The organism is Aquisphaera insulae (genome assembly GCF_011064615.1).
Taxonomy (GTDB): domain Bacteria; phylum Planctomycetota; class Planctomycetia; order Isosphaerales; family Isosphaeraceae; genus Aquisphaera; species Aquisphaera insulae.
Genome location: NZ_JAALJH010000050.1, coordinates 1 through 18,173, shown reverse-complemented (window position 1 = coordinate 18,173; position 18,173 = coordinate 1). Strand labels below are relative to the sequence as shown.

The following is an 18,173-nucleotide window of genomic DNA, read 5'->3' as shown; positions in this document are numbered from 1 at the left end:
CGGGGCCGGTTGCCACGCGAGAAGGACGAGCCCCGCGTGGCAACCGCCGGCCTCCGCGATTAGAATCCCGGGATCGATTCAACCGCCCCGCGCCCGCACCCCGAGAAACCCGCCCATGCGAATCGCCGGACTCGCCGCCCTCCTCGCCTCCATCCTCCTCCCCGCGCGCGCCGAGTCCGGCACGACCGGCTACTATCGCCAGCCGACGGTCGCACGGGGCTCGATCGCCTTCGTCGCCGAGGGGGACCTCTGGACGGTCCCGCTGGCCGGCGGGCCGGCGCGGCGGCTGACGACCCATCCCGCGGCCGAGTCGCGGCCGGCCTTCTCGCCCGACGGCAAGACGCTCGCGTTCGTCGGCCGCTACGAGGGCCCGGCCGAGGTCTACACGATCCCGGCCGACGGCGGCCTCCCCCGCCGACGGACCTTCAACGCGGCCAATCCCGTGTCGCTCGCCTGGACGCCCGACGGCAAGATCCTCATCGGCACCCGGGGCCGCTCCGCCCTCCCCAGCGTCCAGCTCATGACCATCGACCCCGCCAGCGACAAGACCGAGATCGTCCCCCTGGCCGAGGCCGCCGAGGGGGCCTTCCATCCCGGGGACAAGACCCTGGTCTTCACCCGCCTGCCGTTCCAGGGGAGCCACACCCGCCAGTACCAGGGGGGAACGGCCCAGAACCTCTGGCGGTTCGCGCCGGGCGCCGACGAGGCGACCCCCCTGACGGCCAGCTACCCCGGCACCAGCAAGTCCCCCATGTGGCACGGCGGCCGGATCTACTTCGCCAGCGACCGGTCCGGCACCATGAACCTCTGGTCGATGAAGCCCGACGGCACCGACCTGAAGCCGCACACCAGGCACAAGGAATTCGAGGTCCTCTCGCCGTCGATCGACCCCGAGGCCGGCCTGATCGCCTACCAGCTCGGCGCCGATCTGCGCGTCTACGAGATCGCCGCCGACCGCGACCGGCCGGTGCCGATCACCCTGGAGACGGACGTCGACCAGGAGCGGCAGAAGTGGGTCGAGAAGCCGGCGGACTGGCTGACGTCCGCCCACATCAGCCCCGACGGCAAGGGCGTCGCCCTGACCGCCCGCGGCAGGGTCTTCGTCGCCCCTCGCGGCCCCGGGCGGATCGCCGAGGCCTCCCGCCGGGCCGACGGCGTCCGCCATCGCGACGCCCGCTTCCTCCCCGGCGGCAAGTCGCTCCTGAGCCTCTCCGACCGCTCCGGCGAGGTCGAGCTCTGGACCCTCCCCGCCGACGGCGTCGGCGATCCCGCCCAACTGACCAGGGACGGCGAGGTCCTCCGCTGGGAGGCCGTCCCGTCCCCCGACGGCAAGTTCATCGCCCACCGCGACAAGAACCAGCGCCTCTTCCTCCTCGACGTCGCGAGCAAGAAGGACACGAAGATCGCCGAGTCCGAGGTCGACGACCTCGGCGACCTCGCCTGGTCGCCCGACGGCAAGTGGCTCGCCTTCTCCGACGCCCTCGAGAACGGCTTCCACCAGATCAAGCTCCACGGCGTCGACGACGGCGCGACCCTCGCCCTGACCACCGACCGCTACGACAGCTCCAACCCCGCCTGGTCGGCCGACGGCAAGTTCGTCTACATCCTGTCCGACCGCAACCTGGTCTCCGCCGTCGGCAGCCCCTGGGGCACCTACCAGCCCGAACCCTACTTCGACAGGCCGACGCAGGTCTTCGAAATCGCCCTCGCGAAGGGCCTCCGCTCCCCCTTCGCCCCGCCCGACGAGCTCCACCCCGACGACGACAAGGATAAGGATAAGGATAAGGACAAGGAGAAAGACAAGGACAAGGACAAGCCCTCCGGCGAGCCGGACTCCGGCAAGAAGGCCGAGGGCGACAAGGCCGGCGAGCGCAAGAAGGACGACGCCAAGTCGACGTCTCCCCCCCGGGTGACGATCGACCGCGACGGCCTCTCCTCGCGGCTGTCGCGCGTGCCCGTCGACGCGGGGCGTTATTCCGGCCTGTCGGCCAATGCGAAGGGGCTCTTCTGGCTGTCCCACACGCCCGGCAAGTCGCAGGCCGAGCTGAAGGCCGTCAAGTTCGCCCGCAAGGAGGTCGAGGTGAAGGTCGTGGCCGGCGACGTGTCGGGCTACGAGCTCTCGGCCGACGGCAAGTCGTTGCTGATTCGCAAGGACAAGACCCTGGCGATCATCGACGCCGAGCCCGCCCCGGCCGACCTGGCGAAGAAGGACGTGGACCTCTCCGGCTGGTCGCTGGCGCTGAGCCCTCGCGAGGAATGGCGGCAGATGTTCGACGAGGCCTGGCGGCTGGAGCGGGACTACTTCTACGACCGCGCCATGCACGGCGCCGACTGGAAGGCCGTGCGGTCCAAGTATCGTCCGCTCGTGGATCGCGTCCGCTCCCGCGACGAGCTCTCCGACCTGATCGCCCAGATGGTCGCCGAGCTCGAGGCCCTGCACATCTTCGTCTTCGGCGGCGACCACCGCGCCGGCCCCGACGACATCCCGACCGCGTCCCTGGGCGCCCGGCTCGTCCGCGACGAGGGGAAGGGGGGCTATCGGGTCGATCACATCTACAAGTCCGATCCCGACGAGCCCGACCTGACGTCCCCCCTGGCGCGCCCCGGCGTCGACGTCCATCCCGGCGACGTCCTGACGCGGGTCGACGGGATCCCGGCCCTGGACGCCCCGGACCTCCACGCCCTGCTCCGCCGCAAGGTCGGCCGCCAGGTCCTGATCCACGTCGAGCCGAAGTCCGGCGCCCCCCGCGACGTGATCGCCCGCCCGATCAGCACCGAAGCCGAGGCCGACCTGCGCTATCACGAGTGGGAGCTCACCCGCCGCGAGCGCGTCGAGGCCCAGGGGGGCGGCCAGATCGGCTACGTCCATCTCCGCGCCATGGGGGGCCGGAACTTCACCGAGTTCGCCAGGGGCTTCTACCCCGTGTTCAACCGCCAGGCGTTGATCATCGACGTCCGCCACAACCAGGGGGGGAACATCGATAGCTGGATCATCGGCCGGCTCTTGCGGAAGCCGTGGTTCTACTGGATCTCGCGGGTGGGCAAGCCGACGACCTGGAACATGCAGTACGCCTTCCGGGGCCACCTGGTCGTCCTCTGCGACCAGTTCACCGCCTCCGACGGCGAGGCCTTCTCCGAGGGCGTGAAGCGCCTCAAGCTGGGCACGGTGATGGGCACCCGGACGTGGGGCGGCGAGATCTGGCTCTCCTCCAGCAACGTCCTGGTCGACCGCGGCATCGCCACCGCCGCCGAGACCGGCGTCTACGGCCCCGAGGGCACCTGGCTCATCGAGGGCCACGGCGTCGACCCCGACAAGATCGTCGACAACCTCCCCCACGCCACCTTCCTCGGCAAGGACGCCCAGCTCGACGCGGCGATCTCCCACCTCAAGTCCGAGATCGCCGCGCACCCCGTCGGCACCCCGAAGCCGCCGGCGTACCCGAGGAAGGCCGTGGAGGATATCCGTACGGAGGCAGGAGGCAGGTGAATTCGATCTGCGCCCAACGACGACCGTCACCAAGCCCATGCGAGAGAAGGAATCTTCCCAGATCCTGGAGCCGCGAGTCGACACCTTGCCGACGTGACTGGGCGGCCGTGGTGGAAGCGCAGCGACACCATGGGATCGCATTGTCCTTCGGAGAATACTCGGACGATCGCGGCGGCTAGGGGGGCGGAGGGGAATCACTGGTCACGGGGGAATCACTGGCCACAGGAATCACTGGCCACGCACTCAAGATAGAAAAGCCGAAGCGGCTGAACCACCGGGGGAGGTATCCAATGGGCGATGAGCTGGTCAAGGCATGGCCTCGCCAGGTGGACACGCTGTTCGCGGGCCTGCGAGCGGGCTTCAGCGATGGTAGAATGAAGGAAATCGAGCGAAAGGAGCGAGGCCATGAGTGCGGTGCTGAGGGGCTTCATTCGCAACGGCCGGGTGGAAGTGGATGAGCCGATCGACATGCCTGAGGGGACCAAGGTCGTGGTCGCCCCGGAGAGGATGAGCCAGGAAGAAGGCCCGGTGACCCCCGAGGAGATCGCTCGCGTCCTGGCGGCCATGCAGCGGCTTCAGCCGCTCGACATTCCTGACGAGGTCGAGGCCGACCTCAACGCCTGGGAGCGGACGCTGAACCAGCGCGGGATCGATCGAAGCGAGTCCGGTATCGAGGACGTGTTCCGGTGAGACGCTTCATCCTCGACACCGGCATCACCGGCCTCTACCTCGACCGGAAGCGGGGCGTGTTCGAGCGAGCCGCGGCCGAGGTCGTCGCCGGCAACCGGGTTGGGGTCGCCGGCCCGGTCGTGGGCGAGTTGGCGTTCCGGGCCGAGGGCAGCCCGAAGCGGGAGCTGAACCTCTTGCGGCTCCGCGACGCGTTGGATGTATGGAAGGTATGGCTAGCCGACATCGCAGCCGAGTTTGAGTCCGGGCGGATCGCGTTCGAGATGAAGACCATTGGCCGCCCGATTGGCCAGAACGACCTGACGATCGCGGCCATTGCTTTCTCCCTGGGCAACGCCACCGTCGTGACGATGGACGCCGACCTGTCGGCCGTGCCGGGCCTGACCGTCGAGAACTGGGCGGAGCCGGATTGAATCGGACCACTCGGCAACACAAATGTCGCGGACGCCTCCACATCCGGCATGCCGCCCCACAACTCGTTCGAATTCGGCAGGAACTCCCGAGGTGGCCGCGACGAATCGAGCAAAGGACTTCCGGCCGATCGCGGCGGCCCGCCCCCGTCTTCCGCGCAAGATCGTCATCTCATCAGGGCCGGACAGCCCACGCCTCGTCCTCCAGGTCGAGCGCCGATCGGCATCGACGCCACGCGATGGCCAGCGGGACCTGCAAGTCCTGCCACCACCTTTGATAGATCCGCAGGGTCGAGTCGAGTTGCTTGCGGCAGGCGGGTTTGCTTTCAGCGGTCTCCCGCGCCAGAGCCTCGGCCTCGCTGACGACCTCCCCCGACTGCGCCGTGGCCGCGATCCGGGCCAGGAGCCGGGTCGGCCTGAGCCGGGACCAGACGAGCAGGAGGTCCGCGCACAGGAGGATGCCCGGCTCATCGAACATGGCGTGCCGGCGATCGCCGCAGAGCAGGCCGTTGCCCAGGTAAGGATTCTCGTCCAGCGCGTCGGCCACCTCGTCCAGCCCAAGCCAGCATGCCTTCCTCAGCTCGTCGGTCTCGGCGGGGGACCACTTCCACGTCGTCCGGGCCCATTCGACGAGCCGGGGACGGATCCTCGCTCGCGACGCCGCGTCCGGCCGCTCCCCGAGCGACTCCGGATTCGCACGTTCGGTCCAGGTATTCTCATCATCGATCTCGAAGCCTTCATTCGTCCGCAGGAACCGGCGTGCGACCGGATCACCCAGGCGGGCCCGGACCGCCGCGAACGGGACCGATTCGAAGGCCTGGGCCGCGAACCAGCGGCGGGCCACGTCGGGCAGGTCGTGGCGAAGCCGCCAGACCAGTTCGACCACGGCTTCGCCCATCTCGGAATCCGGCTCGATCCGCCGGAGCAGCTCGCGAGCCCTCTCCATCGCCCGAGGGTCGCCCGCGTCCACGAGGACAACCAGGGCCGCCGGATTCGGCCACTCGTCGGCGAGGGACCGTTCCGCCAGGTGGACCCAATCGGCGCGGGTCGCCCAGGTGTCGCGCGAGGCGTCGAACCGGTCGGGCCTGCGGTAGTCGTCCAGGGCGTTCTCATCGCGCAGGTACGCGGCCAGCGTACGGTCCGCGAAGTCGTCCATCGCGCGGATCGTCGGGCGATCGAGCGTCCGAAGCGTGGGCTGCCGCGAGGGCAGGGCGGGGGCGAGCTCTCGCTCCGGCAAGGCCGGCGGCGGACCCTCTTCCCCGAGCGCCGCGACGCATTCCGCGGCGAAGGCGGGCTGGGACGCGAGCAAGCTCCGGATCGCCCGGTCCGGGGATTCGGCCCGCAGCGCGTCGGTCAGCTCGCGGCCCACGCGGAAGGAGACGTCCCGCCGGACCCGCCCCAGGTGCCACGTCGCGGAAATGCCGGGCGCCAGGAAGAACGGCCGCAATCGCTGCACGCTCCAACCGCGACGCGACGCCGCGCGACCGACCGCGCCCAGGACCAGCGTCCGTGCGGAATTCAAGCGCAAATATTCGTCGGCGAGTTGATGGGCGGCCCCCTCGATGCCCAGGGATCGGACGAGGCGGGCGAGCTCGCGCGACCGCCGCGAGATCCGATAGCCGTCCTCGCCGTCGTCGAAGTCCAGGACGATGGAACAGTCGCTCATTTCACAACTGGCGGAGACGTCGGGGAGCCTCTCCGCCACGCTCAGGAGCGCCCGGCCGAGCCTCCCGGTCGGCGTCAAGGCGTCGAGGATCGCCTCGGGCAAGGTCAAGGCGTCCGGGTTCCGGGCCGCCTCGCAGAGGCCGAACGACAGCAGGACCTTGCGGAGCGTCCAGGGGGGATCGGCGGCGGCGGATTCGTCGGGCCAGGGACGCTCGTCGACGGGCGGGCCGCCGGTGGCCAGGAAGCGTCCGATCGTGTCCTCGTCCGGCGGGTCGCCGAGGATCGTGTGCTCGTAGCAGGCCGAGAGGATCCGGCCCAGGTCGCGCTCGCCGAGGCATCGCGCGGTGAGCGTGGGGCCGACGTTGATGCTCGACGAGATCGCTCCCGACTTCACGGCCCAGTCGCCGCTCCAGCGGCGATCCACGCACATCCCGCGCCCGGCCATGTCGTGCCGGATCACGTGCAGGACCGTCGTCCGCAGCCGGTCGATGGTCCTGAACTCGTCCAGCAAGGCCGCCGCGTTCGGCTCCGTCTCGGCGATCCAGGTCGAGGAGGTCGCCTCGCCGGGCAGCATCCAGAAGACGTCGTTCCCGTCCGAGAACTCGAGCCCCACGCCCTCCGGGACGCTCAGGACCGGCCGATCCTCCCGCACGGCATACGCTTCAAGCTGTGCGCGCCAGTTCATCGCTCGCTCGTGGAAATCGCCGAAAGGCCACGGATCCCGCTTGCCCGGACACCCTCATTCGCCGCCCGGTTCGCACGCGGCTCCGGGGCGGGACGGGCCCGCGTGGTCACCGTTCGGCCCCCTCCCGAATCCCAGGACATCGATCATCCTGGTTGATTTTCACCTCATAATTCACGATCAGTAATTCGGTGATGTCCCTCTCCCGGGGGTCGAGGTTGATCTCGCGCCGATTCGAGACCGGGATCATCGCGTAGCCGTCGAACAGGCGGCGGACGAAGGGCGTGTCGCTGTTGCTGACCGCCCAGAGGACACCGCGCGCGTCCAGTTCCCGGCAGACGGACGCCAGGCGGGCGTGGTCGTCCTCGCGGAACCGGCCCTGGGTGTAGCGGTTGAAGTCGGAGTAGCCGCCGAGCTTGTAATAGGGCGGGTCGAGGTACGCGAAGTCGCCCGGCCTGATGCCGGCGAGCGAGCGCTCGAAGTCCCCGGATCGAAACTCGATGTTGCGGAGCGCCTCGGCCACCGCCGCGAGCTCGTTCGGGTCGTAATACCGGCGATCATAGGCACCGTAGGGGACGTTGAATTGATTCTCGCGGTTCACCCGGAAGAGGCCGCGGAAGCACGTCTTGTTCAGGTAGATGAAGTGCGCGGCCCGGGTGAACGGGTCCAGGGTTCCGGGCCGAACGGCGCGGATGCGAAGGTAGTCTTCCCTGGTATTGGGCAGGACGTCGAGGACCCCGGCCACTCGCGGCCAGTCGTCGCGGATGGCCGCATAACAGCCGAGCAGCCATTCGTTCTGGTCCCCGCAGACGGCCACCTCGGGGCGAGCCGCGAACAGGACGCTCCCGCCGCCCAGGAACGGCTCGTAATGGCAGCCATACCTCCCGGGGAACATCCCGACCAGGACGCTCGCAATCGCTTGCTTGCCGCCGGCCCACTTCACGAACGGTCGTGCCCGCCGCTTCGTCATGTCGCTATCGTACCCGAAGGCAGGGACCCTTCCGAAACGGGCCGATGATCGAGGAGGGGCCGCCGCTCGATCAAGGGTCGGCGACGGCCGTTGCCATCTCGCCGCATGGACAGGAAATCCGGGCAGGCCCGATCCACCGGATCTCGGTTTCTCGGTCGTCCTCGCCCGCAACCTTTCCCGAGGGGAGGGGAGGCCGCCGCCGCCTCGAGAGGACTCGCATCAGCGAACGTGGGGACGGGTGAAGCAGGCCGCCTCGAGGGCATTCACCGCGGCCACGGTCCGTGTGATCGGGCCCTTGCCATTGGGTTCGCTCGTCGCGCAGGCTGCTTCGAAGGACTCGCCGTAAGTTCTTTTCCAGCAACATCCCCGACGCGGTTTTTGATTGGCTTCGCCCCCCCCGATCCCGGCAGAAAACCGCCCGATCCCCGCATCCTTCGCGACCTGGATCATCGGCCCGGAAGGAGAGACGTTCCGGTTACACGTCATCGTGGGACCTCCGCCATCGCCGCACGGCCACGCGACCCGCCGGCGCGCAGCGTGGCCACGGTGCGATGCCTCTATCTAGAGAGTGCGCCATGTTTCGCGATTTTCGATCGGGCTCGCCGAGATTTCTCCGAGATCATCCCCGCGGAAATCCGCAAAATCGGGAGATCCGGACCGGGGGAGCCGGCGCGATTGCCTTCCTGTCACCAGCATGGAGGCCCCCCTCTCCATCCAGGCTCGAGCGCCGCGGCGACATGGACTGGATACCCTGCGGGGCTTCATCGAAGCCAGGGGCGGGCAGCTCGGTCCGCGAGGAAGGGGGCCGGCCTGCCTGGGCACTCGCTCAGGGGGGGAAGGACTGCCTCAGGCACATGCCCCACCAGTTCTTCGGCACCTCGCAGTGCCCGTAGACCAGCCCGGTGGGGGTCTTCCTCAATGCGGGTTGCGCCGGCTTCGGGTCCCGGCGGGGCGACCAGTCCCCGAGCGGCACGTCGTAGAACGACGGGTAGACCGTCACCTGGCTCGTCCGGGGCTCGGTCTTCGCGAGCTTCTCGAGCTCGGCGCAGGCGTCCTTCGTGCTGCTGCCCGCGCACATATTGACCCAAACATTGGTTCGCCTGGCCAGCTTGAGCCAGGGCTCGGCGCCCTGATAGAGCGAGTCGAACCCCCAGCATTGCTTGAGGGCCGACGCGTCGAAGGAGTTGCCGCTCGTCAGCTCGTTGGCCAGGGCCAGCATGGGGGCTCCTCCCCCCGAATGGCCCGCCAGGACGATCTTCTTGACCCGGGCGTCGGGGAGCGGCGTGGTCCCCCCGGCTCCCGACGGGTTGCCCGGCGGCTGAGGCGCCTGTGGCTGCGGCGGCGCCTGTAGCTGCTGCGGCGGCGGCGCCTGCGGGCCGTAGGCGGCGATCCCGCACGCGACCTGGTCCAGGTACCAGTCGATCTTGTCGACGAGGGTGCCCCACTTATCCGCGGGCGTCAGCCCGCCGGCCCCCGGGCGGGGGCCCAGGGTGGGGGCGACCAGGATGGCCTTCTCGCTCTTGCTGTCGTTGGTCAACTGGCGGAGCGGGAACAGCTTCCCGGACCAGTAGGCCTTGATATCCTTGACCCCTTCACATGCACTCCCCTCGAACCGGTCGCCATGCAGGTAGATGAGCAGGTTGAGGGACGACAGGTTGTAGCTGTATCCCGCCGGGAAGAAGACCCCGGTGACCGGGGCCCAGTTGCCGAGCGGGATCTCGAGGTACAGGGTCTTTTGACCCGGCGATTGCTCCGATTCCAGGAGCCTGGGCGGTGTCTGGCTCATGCGATCCTCCCGGATCGATATCGGCGACCGGACGGGCGCCGGACATCATCCGGGCCGGATTCTCGAGAGGGGATGCGACGATGGCGAGCGTGAACGGGGCCGCTCCGATCCCCGCGGCCGGCCCCGACCCGGGAGGAGGCTGGGTCCCTGCGGCCCGGGGGAAGGCCGGGCGGCCCCGCGAGGGCTCGTCTCCGGGCGAGGTCATTCCGGCCGGCGGGACCGATGCGGAGACGGAGGCCGCCGGCGAATCCGGCCGAACGCCGCGACGGCGACGCCCGCGATGGCCATCATCGCCAGGGAGCCGGGCTCGGGGACGGCGGCCGACACGCCGGCGAGTCTGACGTTGTCGAGGCCCGAGGTCTCGCTCAGGCCGATCGTGTATTCGCCGCGGATGAAGAGGCCCGTCAGGTTCCCCAGCACGTTGCCGAAATCCGCCGCCGTGGCGAGGGCGCCGTTGGAGGTCCCCACGTGCCATTCCGTGGAGGGGACGAAATCGACATTCACGCTCAGCCATGAGGTTCCCGGCACGATGTCCGGGCTGCTCTTCCAGAGCAGGGTCTGGCCGTTGCCCATCAGGATGACGTCCGTGGGCTGATAGTTGATCGCCCCCACGGGGTAGATCAGGTCGTAGCTGAGCCCGGTCGCCGCGGACACGTTCCCCAGGAACTTGCCCGGCGCCGCGTACGTGAAGTCGCCGTTGTCCTGATCCGACGTGGAGATGTATCCGCCCGGATTTCCGCCCGTTGCGTTGAAGGTGGGGGTATAGGTCGCCATGATCGAGAAGTTGTCGGCGGTGAGATTCTCGAAGCTCACCACCTGCCAGCCCTCGTCGCCGGCGTCGAAGCGGCTCACGATGTCGCCCCTGGCGACCGCGAGATCGAGCGTGAACGCGAAGGTCCCAAGGAACAGGGCAGAGAGGACATGCCGGCTCATGTGATCACCTCTTTCGGCAGTTCGGGAGGAAGAGGATGCCGCCCCGGGTCGCTCGCACAACCGAATCAGCCTAATTCCCCGCCCACCCCTTGACCAGATCCGAACCGCGACAATCGGCGTCTCGAACGCGGATCGCGTGCTCGGCCGAGGCAGCCTGGCACGTCACACCCCGCCCGATCCGAGAGCTCCTCGCCCCCCCCCGCCCCCGAGCGGCGAACCATCAACCTGAAGCCGGCTCCCCGATCCCCCGGGCGGATCGGACGAGACTTCCGAGGCGTGGGCGATCTGCTGGGACCCGTTTGATGTACGTCAATCGAATTTGATCGAGTTTTTTCCTATATAATCAATAATTTATGGTGACACAAGAATTCCAACAATTGTAACTCCGAATCCCCCGGCGGCAACCGCTCGTTTTAGTCCGAGCCGCCACGGAACCTCATGCCGAGGTGGATCAATCCGAGAATCGCGATCCCGTTCAAGATCGCCTTGCCGACGAAATCGACCGGGGGGGCACCACCGCCCTTCAAGACCAGGAATCCCGCCGACATGCTGGCCAGGAGCGCACCGGAAGCGAGGGCCAGAGAATGAAGCTCCTGCCAGCCGGGGCGATGGGCCCATCGGTCGACCAGCAGGATCGCCACTACGGCGAGGCCGATGCCAGCCAGCAGTGGGATTCCGACGGGCAGCGTGGGGGCTGCTCCGTAGGCCAGAAAGAGCAATACGGACCACGCGAGCCCGACCCCGAGGGCGGCGATTGCCACCAGCCACGGAGGGGGCGCCGCCCCGGTCGCTGGCCGCACCGTCTCAGAGGACGACGGCGCTTTGAGGCCGCCAACCACGAGCATGCCGATCGCGACCAATGCGAACACGATCGTGAACGGCGATGGCCGGTGCGCCCACTGTGGGAAGTTCTGGGGCACGAACACCTGCGTCCAACCGTACCACCTGACCAGGCCGGCGACCACGAAGACAACGGAGGCGATCACAAGGCCCTTGCTGCCCATCCACGGCCCGTTGCGCCGCTCGGGATACATCCATTCGACGAGGAGGATGGGCAGGGCAACGGCCCAGACGCTCTCGTACCCGAGTGCCCAGAGGAGATAGGGCCAGTTCACCCCGAAGGCACGACCGTACACATGATTCGGATCGACTCCGATGAGCGGCAACAGGGACGTCTGCAAGAAGACGCACTCCTCGGCGATGGCGAGTGCGACGCCCAGCAAGAGAATCGCGGCCCAGCCCCGATGGCGGCGGCGCACCAGGTCGCGGATGATCAAGGTGCCGAGGCCCCATGCGGCGGCGGCGGGGAGCACGGCGAGAATGAACGTGATACGGATGGCGCCGAAGAGCACATTCACCACGATGGGCGACAGCAGAAGTAGCGTGACGGCGGGGGCCACTCGTTGCCGTCGCGTTAGTGTCGGAGGGGCCGGCACGCCGATCACCGGGTTCGCCGTGGTCATTCAGAGGACCTCCAGGGTAAGAAGCCAGAGGAGCAGAGTCGGGCACGCCGATCACGTGGTTCGCTGTGGTCATTCAGTGTCACCATCCCGAGCAGCGTAGGGTCTGCGCTCGCCCTCTGGCCGAGAACCGGGGTGGAACGCGGACGGTCCCGGGCCGATGCCACCGCGGGCATTGATGGAAGACAAGCGGCATCAGATACCCGGAGATTCGGCGGAGGTGGAGTGTTATTGGGGCCGGATAGAGGCCGGACAAGGGGCCAGGGGCCGGATAGGGCGCCATCGCTCTATCTCAGCGGGATGGGCGCAGTCCGGGAAGGATGCCATTCCAGGGGTCAGCGGCGGCTTCGGTCCGCAGCTTGAAAGGGGTGGCCACGGTGGCCAGGCTCCGAAGCGGAGCTATCTGGGCAAGACAGAGAGAATGGCGGGACGGTCGGGTCGAACCCATCGCCAACTGGCTCAACGTTCCTCGTTGAAAGATGGACGAGCGGGTCTGGCGACGCGAGGGGCCGACCGGCCTCGAGCGCTCCGGAGTTGGCTGCGGGGACCGGGGGACTTCGAGATGGGATCGGACGAGGACCGGCGTGCGAGGTATCGGGGATCATCGGACCGGGTGCGGAGAGCGTAGGTCGGGATGTCGTGAGGGCCGGCTGGCGAGGCGGTCGCGAGGGCTGCTCGCGGCCCAGCCGGCCCCGGGGCTGCTGAGGGCCTCGAGCATGTCCTGCTATCCAGAATGATATTCCGAATCGACGACCGCTCGGCCGGCACTCCATTCAGTATCCCCCACTTCTCTGTTTTGGGTGCGTGGCCACTGATTCCGCGTGGCCCTGATTCCGCTGATTCCCCCGTGCTGATTCCCTGACTGATTCCCTACTTCTCGATGAGACGGGCTCCGGCTACCTTGCAAATCGCTTCTGGCCGGAAGGCCTGGGCGACGTGGCGACCGTGTCGACACAGTGCCGCATCTGGCTCCAGCAGAACGCCGCAGCATTTGCGGCGAAAGGTCCCGCGGCAATGAAGCGGTCCCAATGAAGCGGTCCCAATGAAGCGGTCTCAATGAAGCGATCCGGCAAGCGAAAGCCTCGGCCCGCGTCGTCCTCCGCCGAATAGGTTGAGTCAGGTTCCGTCTGGCGGCCCTCATTGACGAGTCGCTACCGGGGCGGGATGGCCGAATGCACAGGGAATGATCTCCGGCAAACCGGTGGCCGAGGATTCCTGAGGCCGGGATCGGCTTGGGCTCCGAAATTGCTGAGGTTTTTATATCTCCGAGATTTGGGGGCGGTTCCTTCTCTGTTCCGGCACCGGCGGCCCGTTCCCATCTTCCGATCCAGGCCGCCGGTGTTTCCTGCCTTTCGGCGTTCGAGCTGCCCTGTCACCTCGGGTCAACGGGTCCGAGGATTCGGCTTGGATTTTGACTTGTACGCCACTTCCGGCGAACACGGATGTGCGAGTAGAGGGACGGAATCCGACGCGAACTTCCGACAAAGAAAGGCCCACCATGGCAGCCAAGGGAAATTCGACCGTCGTCGGCGTCTTCGAGGACCGCCGCCACGCCGACCAGGCCGTCGCCGACCTCAAGAAGGCCGGCTTCCGTGACGACCAAATCGGCGTCGCCATGCGGCAGACCGAGGGGACGACCGCGTCCGGCAAGACGGGCGATACGTACGCCGAGGAGGGGGGCGTCGCCGGGTTGTTGACGGGCCTGGGCCTCGGGGCCCTGGCGGGCCTCGGCGTCCTCTCCGGCGTCATCCCCGTCGTCGGGCCGGCCATCGCCGCCGGCACCCTGGGCGTTATGATCTCCAACGCCGCGGCCGGTGCCGCGGTCGCCGGCCTGGCCGGGGCCCTCATCGGCTACGGCATCCCCGAGGACGAGGCGAAGTACTATCACGAAGAGTTCGAGGCGGGCCGGACCATCGTGACGGTCACGGCCGACGGCCGCCGCGACGAGGCCCACGCCATCCTGAACCGGCACGGGGCGTATGACATGAGCACGCGGGGCTCGGTCGCGGGCCGGTCCGCGACCGCCGTCGGGACGGCCAGGGCAGCGACCGGGACGGCCAGGGCAGCGACGGGCCGCGAGGGCGATACCATCCAGGTCAAGGAGGAGCGGTTGCACGCCGAGAAGCATCCGGTCGAGGCCGGCGAGGTCCGGGTCCGCAAGGAGGTCCGCACCGAGACCAAGCACCTGGAGGTCCCGGTCCAGCGGGAGGAGGTCGTCATCGAGCGGACCCCGGTGCATGGCCGTGCCGCGACCACCGGCGTCGGCGACGACCTGCGCGCGGGCGAGGAGGTCCGCATCCCGGTCCGCGAGGAGCAGGTCAACGTCTCCAAGGACGCGGTGGTGACCGAGGAGGTCAAGGTCGGCAAGCGGGTCGTTCAGGACACCGAGCACGTCTCGGGGCAGGTCCGCAAGGAGGAGGTCAAGGTCGAGCAGACCGGCAACGTGGACGTCCGCACCGGCGGCGATAAGACCTCCAGCTGACATGAGCGAGGTAGGGCACGGAATCCGTCTTGAACGTCGCCGGGCCTCGGTCCTTCGCGTCGAAGGCCGGGGCCCGCGACTTTCCGGGTCGGGAGTTCCACCGCCATGAAGAGGAAGTCCAGCGTCCGAGAGCTCATCGACACCGGCACCGACAAGCGATCTGTCCGCCGTGATGAGCAAGGCCGGTTCACCGAGAGCGATGATGTCGGCCGTTCCCTCTCCCAGGACGTCAGGAAACACGCGAAGACCGAGGCCCGGGCCGGATAAGAGCCGGATAAGGGGCTATCGACAATCGGCGCCTCGGTCGCGGATCGCGTGCTCGGCCGATTCGGCCCGTCACCGCGGCATCTGAGCCCGGCGCGCCGTTTCGGTTGCGCGACCTGTTCCCCCAGCGGCCGCTTCCTCGTCGCCGGGGAGCCGCGGCGTCGGTGCGGGGCGGAGGGACCGGAAGGAGCCCGCTGCCGAGAGGATCTCGACGCCGGGCGAGGATCGGGCGAGAATACCCCGATGCAAACCCTCGGCCCCATCCTCGATCGCATCGGCAGGACGCCGACCGTACGACTCCAGCGCCTCGGGGCGGGCCTGCGTGCGCCGGTCCTGGGGAAGTGCGAGTTCCTGAACCCCGGCGGGAGCATCAAGGACCGGATCGCACGGGCCATCCTCGACGACGCCGAGAGGCATGGGCGGATCGCACCGGGGGCGACCCTCATCGAGGCGACCGCGGGGAATACCGGCATGGGCCTGGCCCTGGTGGCCGCCGCGCGCGGCTACCGCCTCGTCTGCGTGATGCCGGAGAAGATGTCGGCGGACAAGAGGGCCGCCCTGGTCGCCGCCGGGGCCGAGGTCCTCATCGTCCCCAACGCACCCCCGTCCTCGCCCGACAACTTCCAGAACGTGGCGCGGCGGATGGCGGAGGATCACGGCTGGTTCCTGACCGACCAGTTCGTCAATCCGGCCAACCCGCGTATCCACGAGGAGACGACCGGGCCGGAGATCCTCGAGCAGTGCAGCGGCCGCGTCGGCGCGTTCGTCAGCGGCATCGGCACGGGCGGGACGATCACCGGCGTCGGCCGCTACCTCAAGGCCCATTGCCCCAACGTCCGCATCATCCTGGCCGATCCGATCGGGTCGAGGCTGGCGCACATGGTGGACCCCTCGCATCCGGACCACGACGCGGGATACCAGGTCGAGGGGATCGGCGGCAGCGTCATGCCCGCCGCCTGCGATCCCGGCGTCATCGACGCGGCGGAGCGGGTCTCCGACGAGGAATCGTTCGCCACGGCCCGGCGTCTGATCCGCGAGGAAGGCCTGCTCGTCGGCGGCTCCTCCGGCACGGCCGTCGCGGCGGCCCTCCGCGTCGCGGCGACCGGCTGCGACGGCCCGGTCGTCGCCGTGCTCGCCGATTCCTGGGACCGATACCTCTCCCGCCCGTGGTTGCGCTAGAACGCCCAGCGTTCGGATCGCGTACAAACCTGGAGGCGGCTCCGGCCGGAGACCGGGCCGACCATGACCGGAGACCGCGCCGGCGATCGGAGGGCCGGCGAGCCCCGTGGGAGATACTATGAACCCGAGAGGTGAATGGAAGACGTGAGTCGCCGCTGGTAATCACCGCAGATGGTTTCCACACCCTTAAGAGGAGCCTAGGGCCGGATGGGGGGCCATCGCTATTGCTCAGGGCCGGATAGGGGGCCGTCGCTATTGCTCAGATGTGCGCAGTCTGGAAAGGATGACATTCCAGGGGTCAGCGGCGGCTTCGGCCCGCAGGTTGAACGTGAGCGTCCGGTAAGACCATCCTTGCCACGTCGGCTATCGTCGGGGGTTGGTCCTTATCGCCCACTCCCGGAGATTGCCCATGGGAAGGCCGAGAGATCCCCGGCTCGAGAGGCTCTCAGGGCAGGCGAGGTCATGGCAGACGCGAAGGCAGCCGAGCAGCCGGGGGCCTGCGCGGCCTGGCTGGTCACCGAGGCGGGCTGATGGCGGAGAAATTGGTGAAGGTCTTGCCGTCGTAGCGGCATGCGCCCGCGTCGGCGCTGCCGAACCAGATGTTTCCGGCCCTGTCTTCGAGCATGCCGAAGACGGTCAGGCTGCTGAGGCCATCGCGTTGGGTGAAGTGCCGGAAGGACTTTCCATCATATCGGCTCGCGCCGCCGCCCTTGCCAGAGGGGAAACTCCCGGGATGCCCGAACCAGAGGTTGCCCGTTCGATCGAGGATCATCGAGCCGACGAAATCATCCAGCAGCCCTTCCCTGGAGGTGAATGTCGCCAGGGTCTTGCCGTCGTAGCGGAAGGCCCCCTCCTGGCCGCCGAACCAGAGGTTCCCCGATCGATCCACGACCATCGAGCGAACATTCACGAACGGCCTTCCGACCCGGTCGGCGAGATTGGAGAACGATTTGCCGTCGTAGGAGCAGACGCCGCCCTGGGTCCCAAACCAGATTCGCCCCGAAGCATCCTGGGCGATCGTGTAGACCGCGTTGTCGACGAGCCCCTCCTTCGTGGTGAAGTTGGTCATCGATTTGCCGTCGTAACGACTTGCGCCGTTTCCGGTGCCGAACCAGATGTTCGCATCGCGATCTTCGAAGATCCACATCACGTCGTTGTTGCCCAGGCCCTCTTTTTTCGTGAATTTCTCGAACGACTTCCCGTCATATCGCGACGCGCCGCCGGTGATGGAGCCGAACCAGAGTGCGCCCGATCGGGCTTCCAGCAGCGAGAAGATCCGTGTCCTCGTCAGGCCCACCTCCTCGGAGAAGTTCGCGAACTCCTTGCCGTCATAGCGAATCGGGCCGCCGAACGTGGCGAACCAGATGTTCCCGGCACGATCCTCCCGCATGTTGCGAATGATCACCCGCGGCATGGACGAGGTCGACCTGGCCGCAGTCGGCGTGAAGTAGGGATCGCGATCCTCGGACTGGCCGGCCGGGCCGGCGATGGCGACCAACCCCGCAATCAAGGTGGTGTAACGGCTGGGCAGCAGGGGAAGCGGCATCTTTTCTCCGATCAAGGGTGAAGCGAGTTTGGCCAGAAGGTTGCGCGGTCTGTCGGAGGGAGATCCATGCCTGGGCGCCGAGCGAGGGAATGCTCCCCTGCCTGCCATCGGCGTGTCCTCCCGGTTTCCCGCCCGGACGCAGGTCGTTGATCCAAGCGAATAGGCGGGAATCGGGAGCGTGGAGAGCGCGGATCTCACAGAATTTGTCCCTCCGCGATGAGCCCATGGCGGCCGGCACGGGGCGACGAACTCGAGGCGTTGGGACATGAGCGACACATCCTTCCAGGTCATGGCGGGCCTCCTCGGTGTAGGGCCCGCCATGATGCCACGATGTGTTACCCATGTCCCCGAACACCTGTTACCCATGTCCTCGGTCCGTACACATGGGGGAGGGGACCGTAATGGCTCGGCCTGCTCGACGTGCGACCTCGCTCGACTTGCACTTGTGGGTAAAGCAGAGCCGGCCAACCTTATCTTCACTCACAAGTGAGGGGGCCAATCCTGGTCCCCTCGGACCGGACGGCTCGCCTCGCTCCGCATGCTCCCTCGCCTGGCCGAGGGATGATCGCCGGCGACTCCGATTTGAAGCGGGATGCTGTGTGCCGCGTGGGGTGCGTGGTAT

The 18,173-nt window shown here is 68.0% G+C and carries 12 protein-coding genes; 6 read left to right on the top strand and 6 right to left on the bottom strand.

Annotated elements, in window-relative coordinates; translation table 11 throughout:
* The first annotated feature begins 115 nt into the window (after nucleotides 1-115).
* From G6O54_RS23230 to G6O54_RS23220, 3 genes are all read left to right on the top strand, one after another.
* Nucleotides 116-3,487, top strand: coding sequence for a S41 family peptidase (locus G6O54_RS23230; protein WP_165228562.1), 3,372 nt, complete (start codon nucleotides 116-118; stop codon nucleotides 3,485-3,487).
* A 405-nt stretch (nucleotides 3,488-3,892) separates the two neighbouring features.
* Nucleotides 3,893-4,177: a hypothetical protein gene (locus tag G6O54_RS23225; RefSeq protein ID WP_165228560.1), complete on the top strand. Its 285-nt coding sequence runs from the start codon at nucleotides 3,893-3,895 to the stop codon at nucleotides 4,175-4,177.
* Nucleotides 4,174-4,587, top strand: coding sequence for a type II toxin-antitoxin system VapC family toxin (locus G6O54_RS23220; RefSeq protein ID WP_205679009.1), 414 nt, complete (start codon nucleotides 4,174-4,176; stop codon nucleotides 4,585-4,587). The genes G6O54_RS23225 and G6O54_RS23220 overlap by 4 nt, the downstream gene beginning before the upstream one ends.
* A 172-nt stretch (nucleotides 4,588-4,759) precedes the next feature.
* On the opposite strand, the gene G6O54_RS23215 is transcribed toward G6O54_RS23220, so the two are convergent.
* The 5 genes from G6O54_RS23215 to G6O54_RS23195 all read right to left on the bottom strand — a co-directional run bounded on the left by G6O54_RS23215 (nucleotide 4,760) and on the right by G6O54_RS23195 (nucleotide 12,083).
* A complete protein-coding gene (locus G6O54_RS23215) occupies nucleotides 4,760-6,934 on the bottom strand; it encodes a P-loop NTPase family protein (RefSeq protein WP_165228558.1) in 2,175 nt (724 codons plus the stop codon).
* 106 nt (nucleotides 6,935-7,040) lie between these two features.
* Nucleotides 7,041-7,901 carry a DNA adenine methylase gene (locus G6O54_RS23210; RefSeq protein ID WP_165228556.1) on the bottom strand — a complete coding sequence of 287 codons (861 nt, stop codon included), beginning with the start codon at nucleotides 7,899-7,901 and terminating at the stop codon, nucleotides 7,041-7,043.
* An 826-nt stretch (nucleotides 7,902-8,727) separates the two neighbouring features.
* The gene (locus G6O54_RS23205; protein ID WP_165228554.1) at nucleotides 8,728-9,687 is read right to left on the bottom strand and encodes a hypothetical protein; all 960 of its coding nucleotides are present in this window, start codon (nucleotides 9,685-9,687) and stop codon (nucleotides 8,728-8,730) included.
* 201 nt (nucleotides 9,688-9,888) lie between these two features.
* Nucleotides 9,889-10,620, bottom strand: coding sequence for a laminin B domain-containing protein (locus G6O54_RS23200; RefSeq protein ID WP_165228634.1), 732 nt, complete (start codon nucleotides 10,618-10,620; stop codon nucleotides 9,889-9,891).
* A gap of 413 nt (nucleotides 10,621-11,033) precedes the next feature.
* Complete coding sequence (locus tag G6O54_RS23195; protein ID WP_165228552.1) at nucleotides 11,034-12,083, bottom strand: hypothetical protein; 1,050 nt, start codon at nucleotides 12,081-12,083, stop codon at nucleotides 11,034-11,036.
* 1,495 nt (nucleotides 12,084-13,578) lie between these two features.
* Between G6O54_RS23195 and G6O54_RS23190 the strand changes: the two genes are divergently transcribed.
* The 3 genes from G6O54_RS23190 to G6O54_RS23180 all read left to right on the top strand — a co-directional run bounded on the left by G6O54_RS23190 (nucleotide 13,579) and on the right by G6O54_RS23180 (nucleotide 16,005).
* On the top strand, nucleotides 13,579-14,562 hold the full coding sequence (locus tag G6O54_RS23190) for a YsnF/AvaK domain-containing protein (RefSeq protein WP_165228550.1): 984 nt from the start codon (nucleotides 13,579-13,581) through the stop codon (nucleotides 14,560-14,562).
* 105 nt (nucleotides 14,563-14,667) lie between these two features.
* Nucleotides 14,668-14,829, top strand: a complete 162-nt coding sequence (locus G6O54_RS23185; protein ID WP_165228548.1) for a hypothetical protein — start codon at nucleotides 14,668-14,670, stop codon at nucleotides 14,827-14,829.
* 240 nt (nucleotides 14,830-15,069) lie between these two features.
* Nucleotides 15,070-16,005, top strand: a complete 936-nt coding sequence (locus G6O54_RS23180; RefSeq protein WP_165228546.1) for a PLP-dependent cysteine synthase family protein — start codon at nucleotides 15,070-15,072, stop codon at nucleotides 16,003-16,005.
* 514 nt (nucleotides 16,006-16,519) lie between these two features.
* Here G6O54_RS23180 and G6O54_RS23175 read toward each other — a convergent pair.
* Nucleotides 16,520-17,551, bottom strand: coding sequence for a ligand-binding sensor domain-containing protein (locus tag G6O54_RS23175; RefSeq protein ID WP_165228544.1), 1,032 nt, complete (start codon nucleotides 17,549-17,551; stop codon nucleotides 16,520-16,522).
* Nucleotides 17,552-18,173 lie beyond the last annotated feature (622 nt).

Excerpts from the sequence above, each read along its gene's own strand:
- G6O54_RS23185 (WP_165228548.1), top strand. The coding sequence starts at position 14,668 with ATGAAGAGGAAGTCCAGCGTCCGAGAGCTCATCGACACCGGCACCGAC.
- G6O54_RS23195 (WP_165228552.1), bottom strand. The coding sequence starts at position 12,083 with ATGACCACGGCGAACCCGGTGATCGGCGTGCCGGCCCCTCCGACACTA.
- G6O54_RS23200 (WP_165228634.1), bottom strand. The coding sequence starts at position 10,620 with ATGAGCCGGCATGTCCTCTCTGCCCTGTTCCTTGGGACCTTCGCGTTC.
- G6O54_RS23205 (WP_165228554.1), bottom strand. The coding sequence starts at position 9,687 with ATGAGCCAGACACCGCCCAGGCTCCTGGAATCGGAGCAATCGCCGGGT.
- G6O54_RS23230 (WP_165228562.1), top strand. The coding sequence starts at position 116 with ATGCGAATCGCCGGACTCGCCGCCCTCCTCGCCTCCATCCTCCTCCCC.
- G6O54_RS23215 (WP_165228558.1), bottom strand. The coding sequence starts at position 6,934 with ATGAACTGGCGCGCACAGCTTGAAGCGTATGCCGTGCGGGAGGATCGG.
- G6O54_RS23210 (WP_165228556.1), bottom strand. The coding sequence starts at position 7,901 with ATGACGAAGCGGCGGGCACGACCGTTCGTGAAGTGGGCCGGCGGCAAG.
- G6O54_RS23225 (WP_165228560.1), top strand. The coding sequence starts at position 3,893 with ATGAGTGCGGTGCTGAGGGGCTTCATTCGCAACGGCCGGGTGGAAGTG.
- G6O54_RS23190 (WP_165228550.1), top strand. The coding sequence starts at position 13,579 with ATGGCAGCCAAGGGAAATTCGACCGTCGTCGGCGTCTTCGAGGACCGC.
- G6O54_RS23180 (WP_165228546.1), top strand. The coding sequence starts at position 15,070 with ATGCAAACCCTCGGCCCCATCCTCGATCGCATCGGCAGGACGCCGACC.
- G6O54_RS23175 (WP_165228544.1), bottom strand. The coding sequence starts at position 17,551 with ATGCCGCTTCCCCTGCTGCCCAGCCGTTACACCACCTTGATTGCGGGG.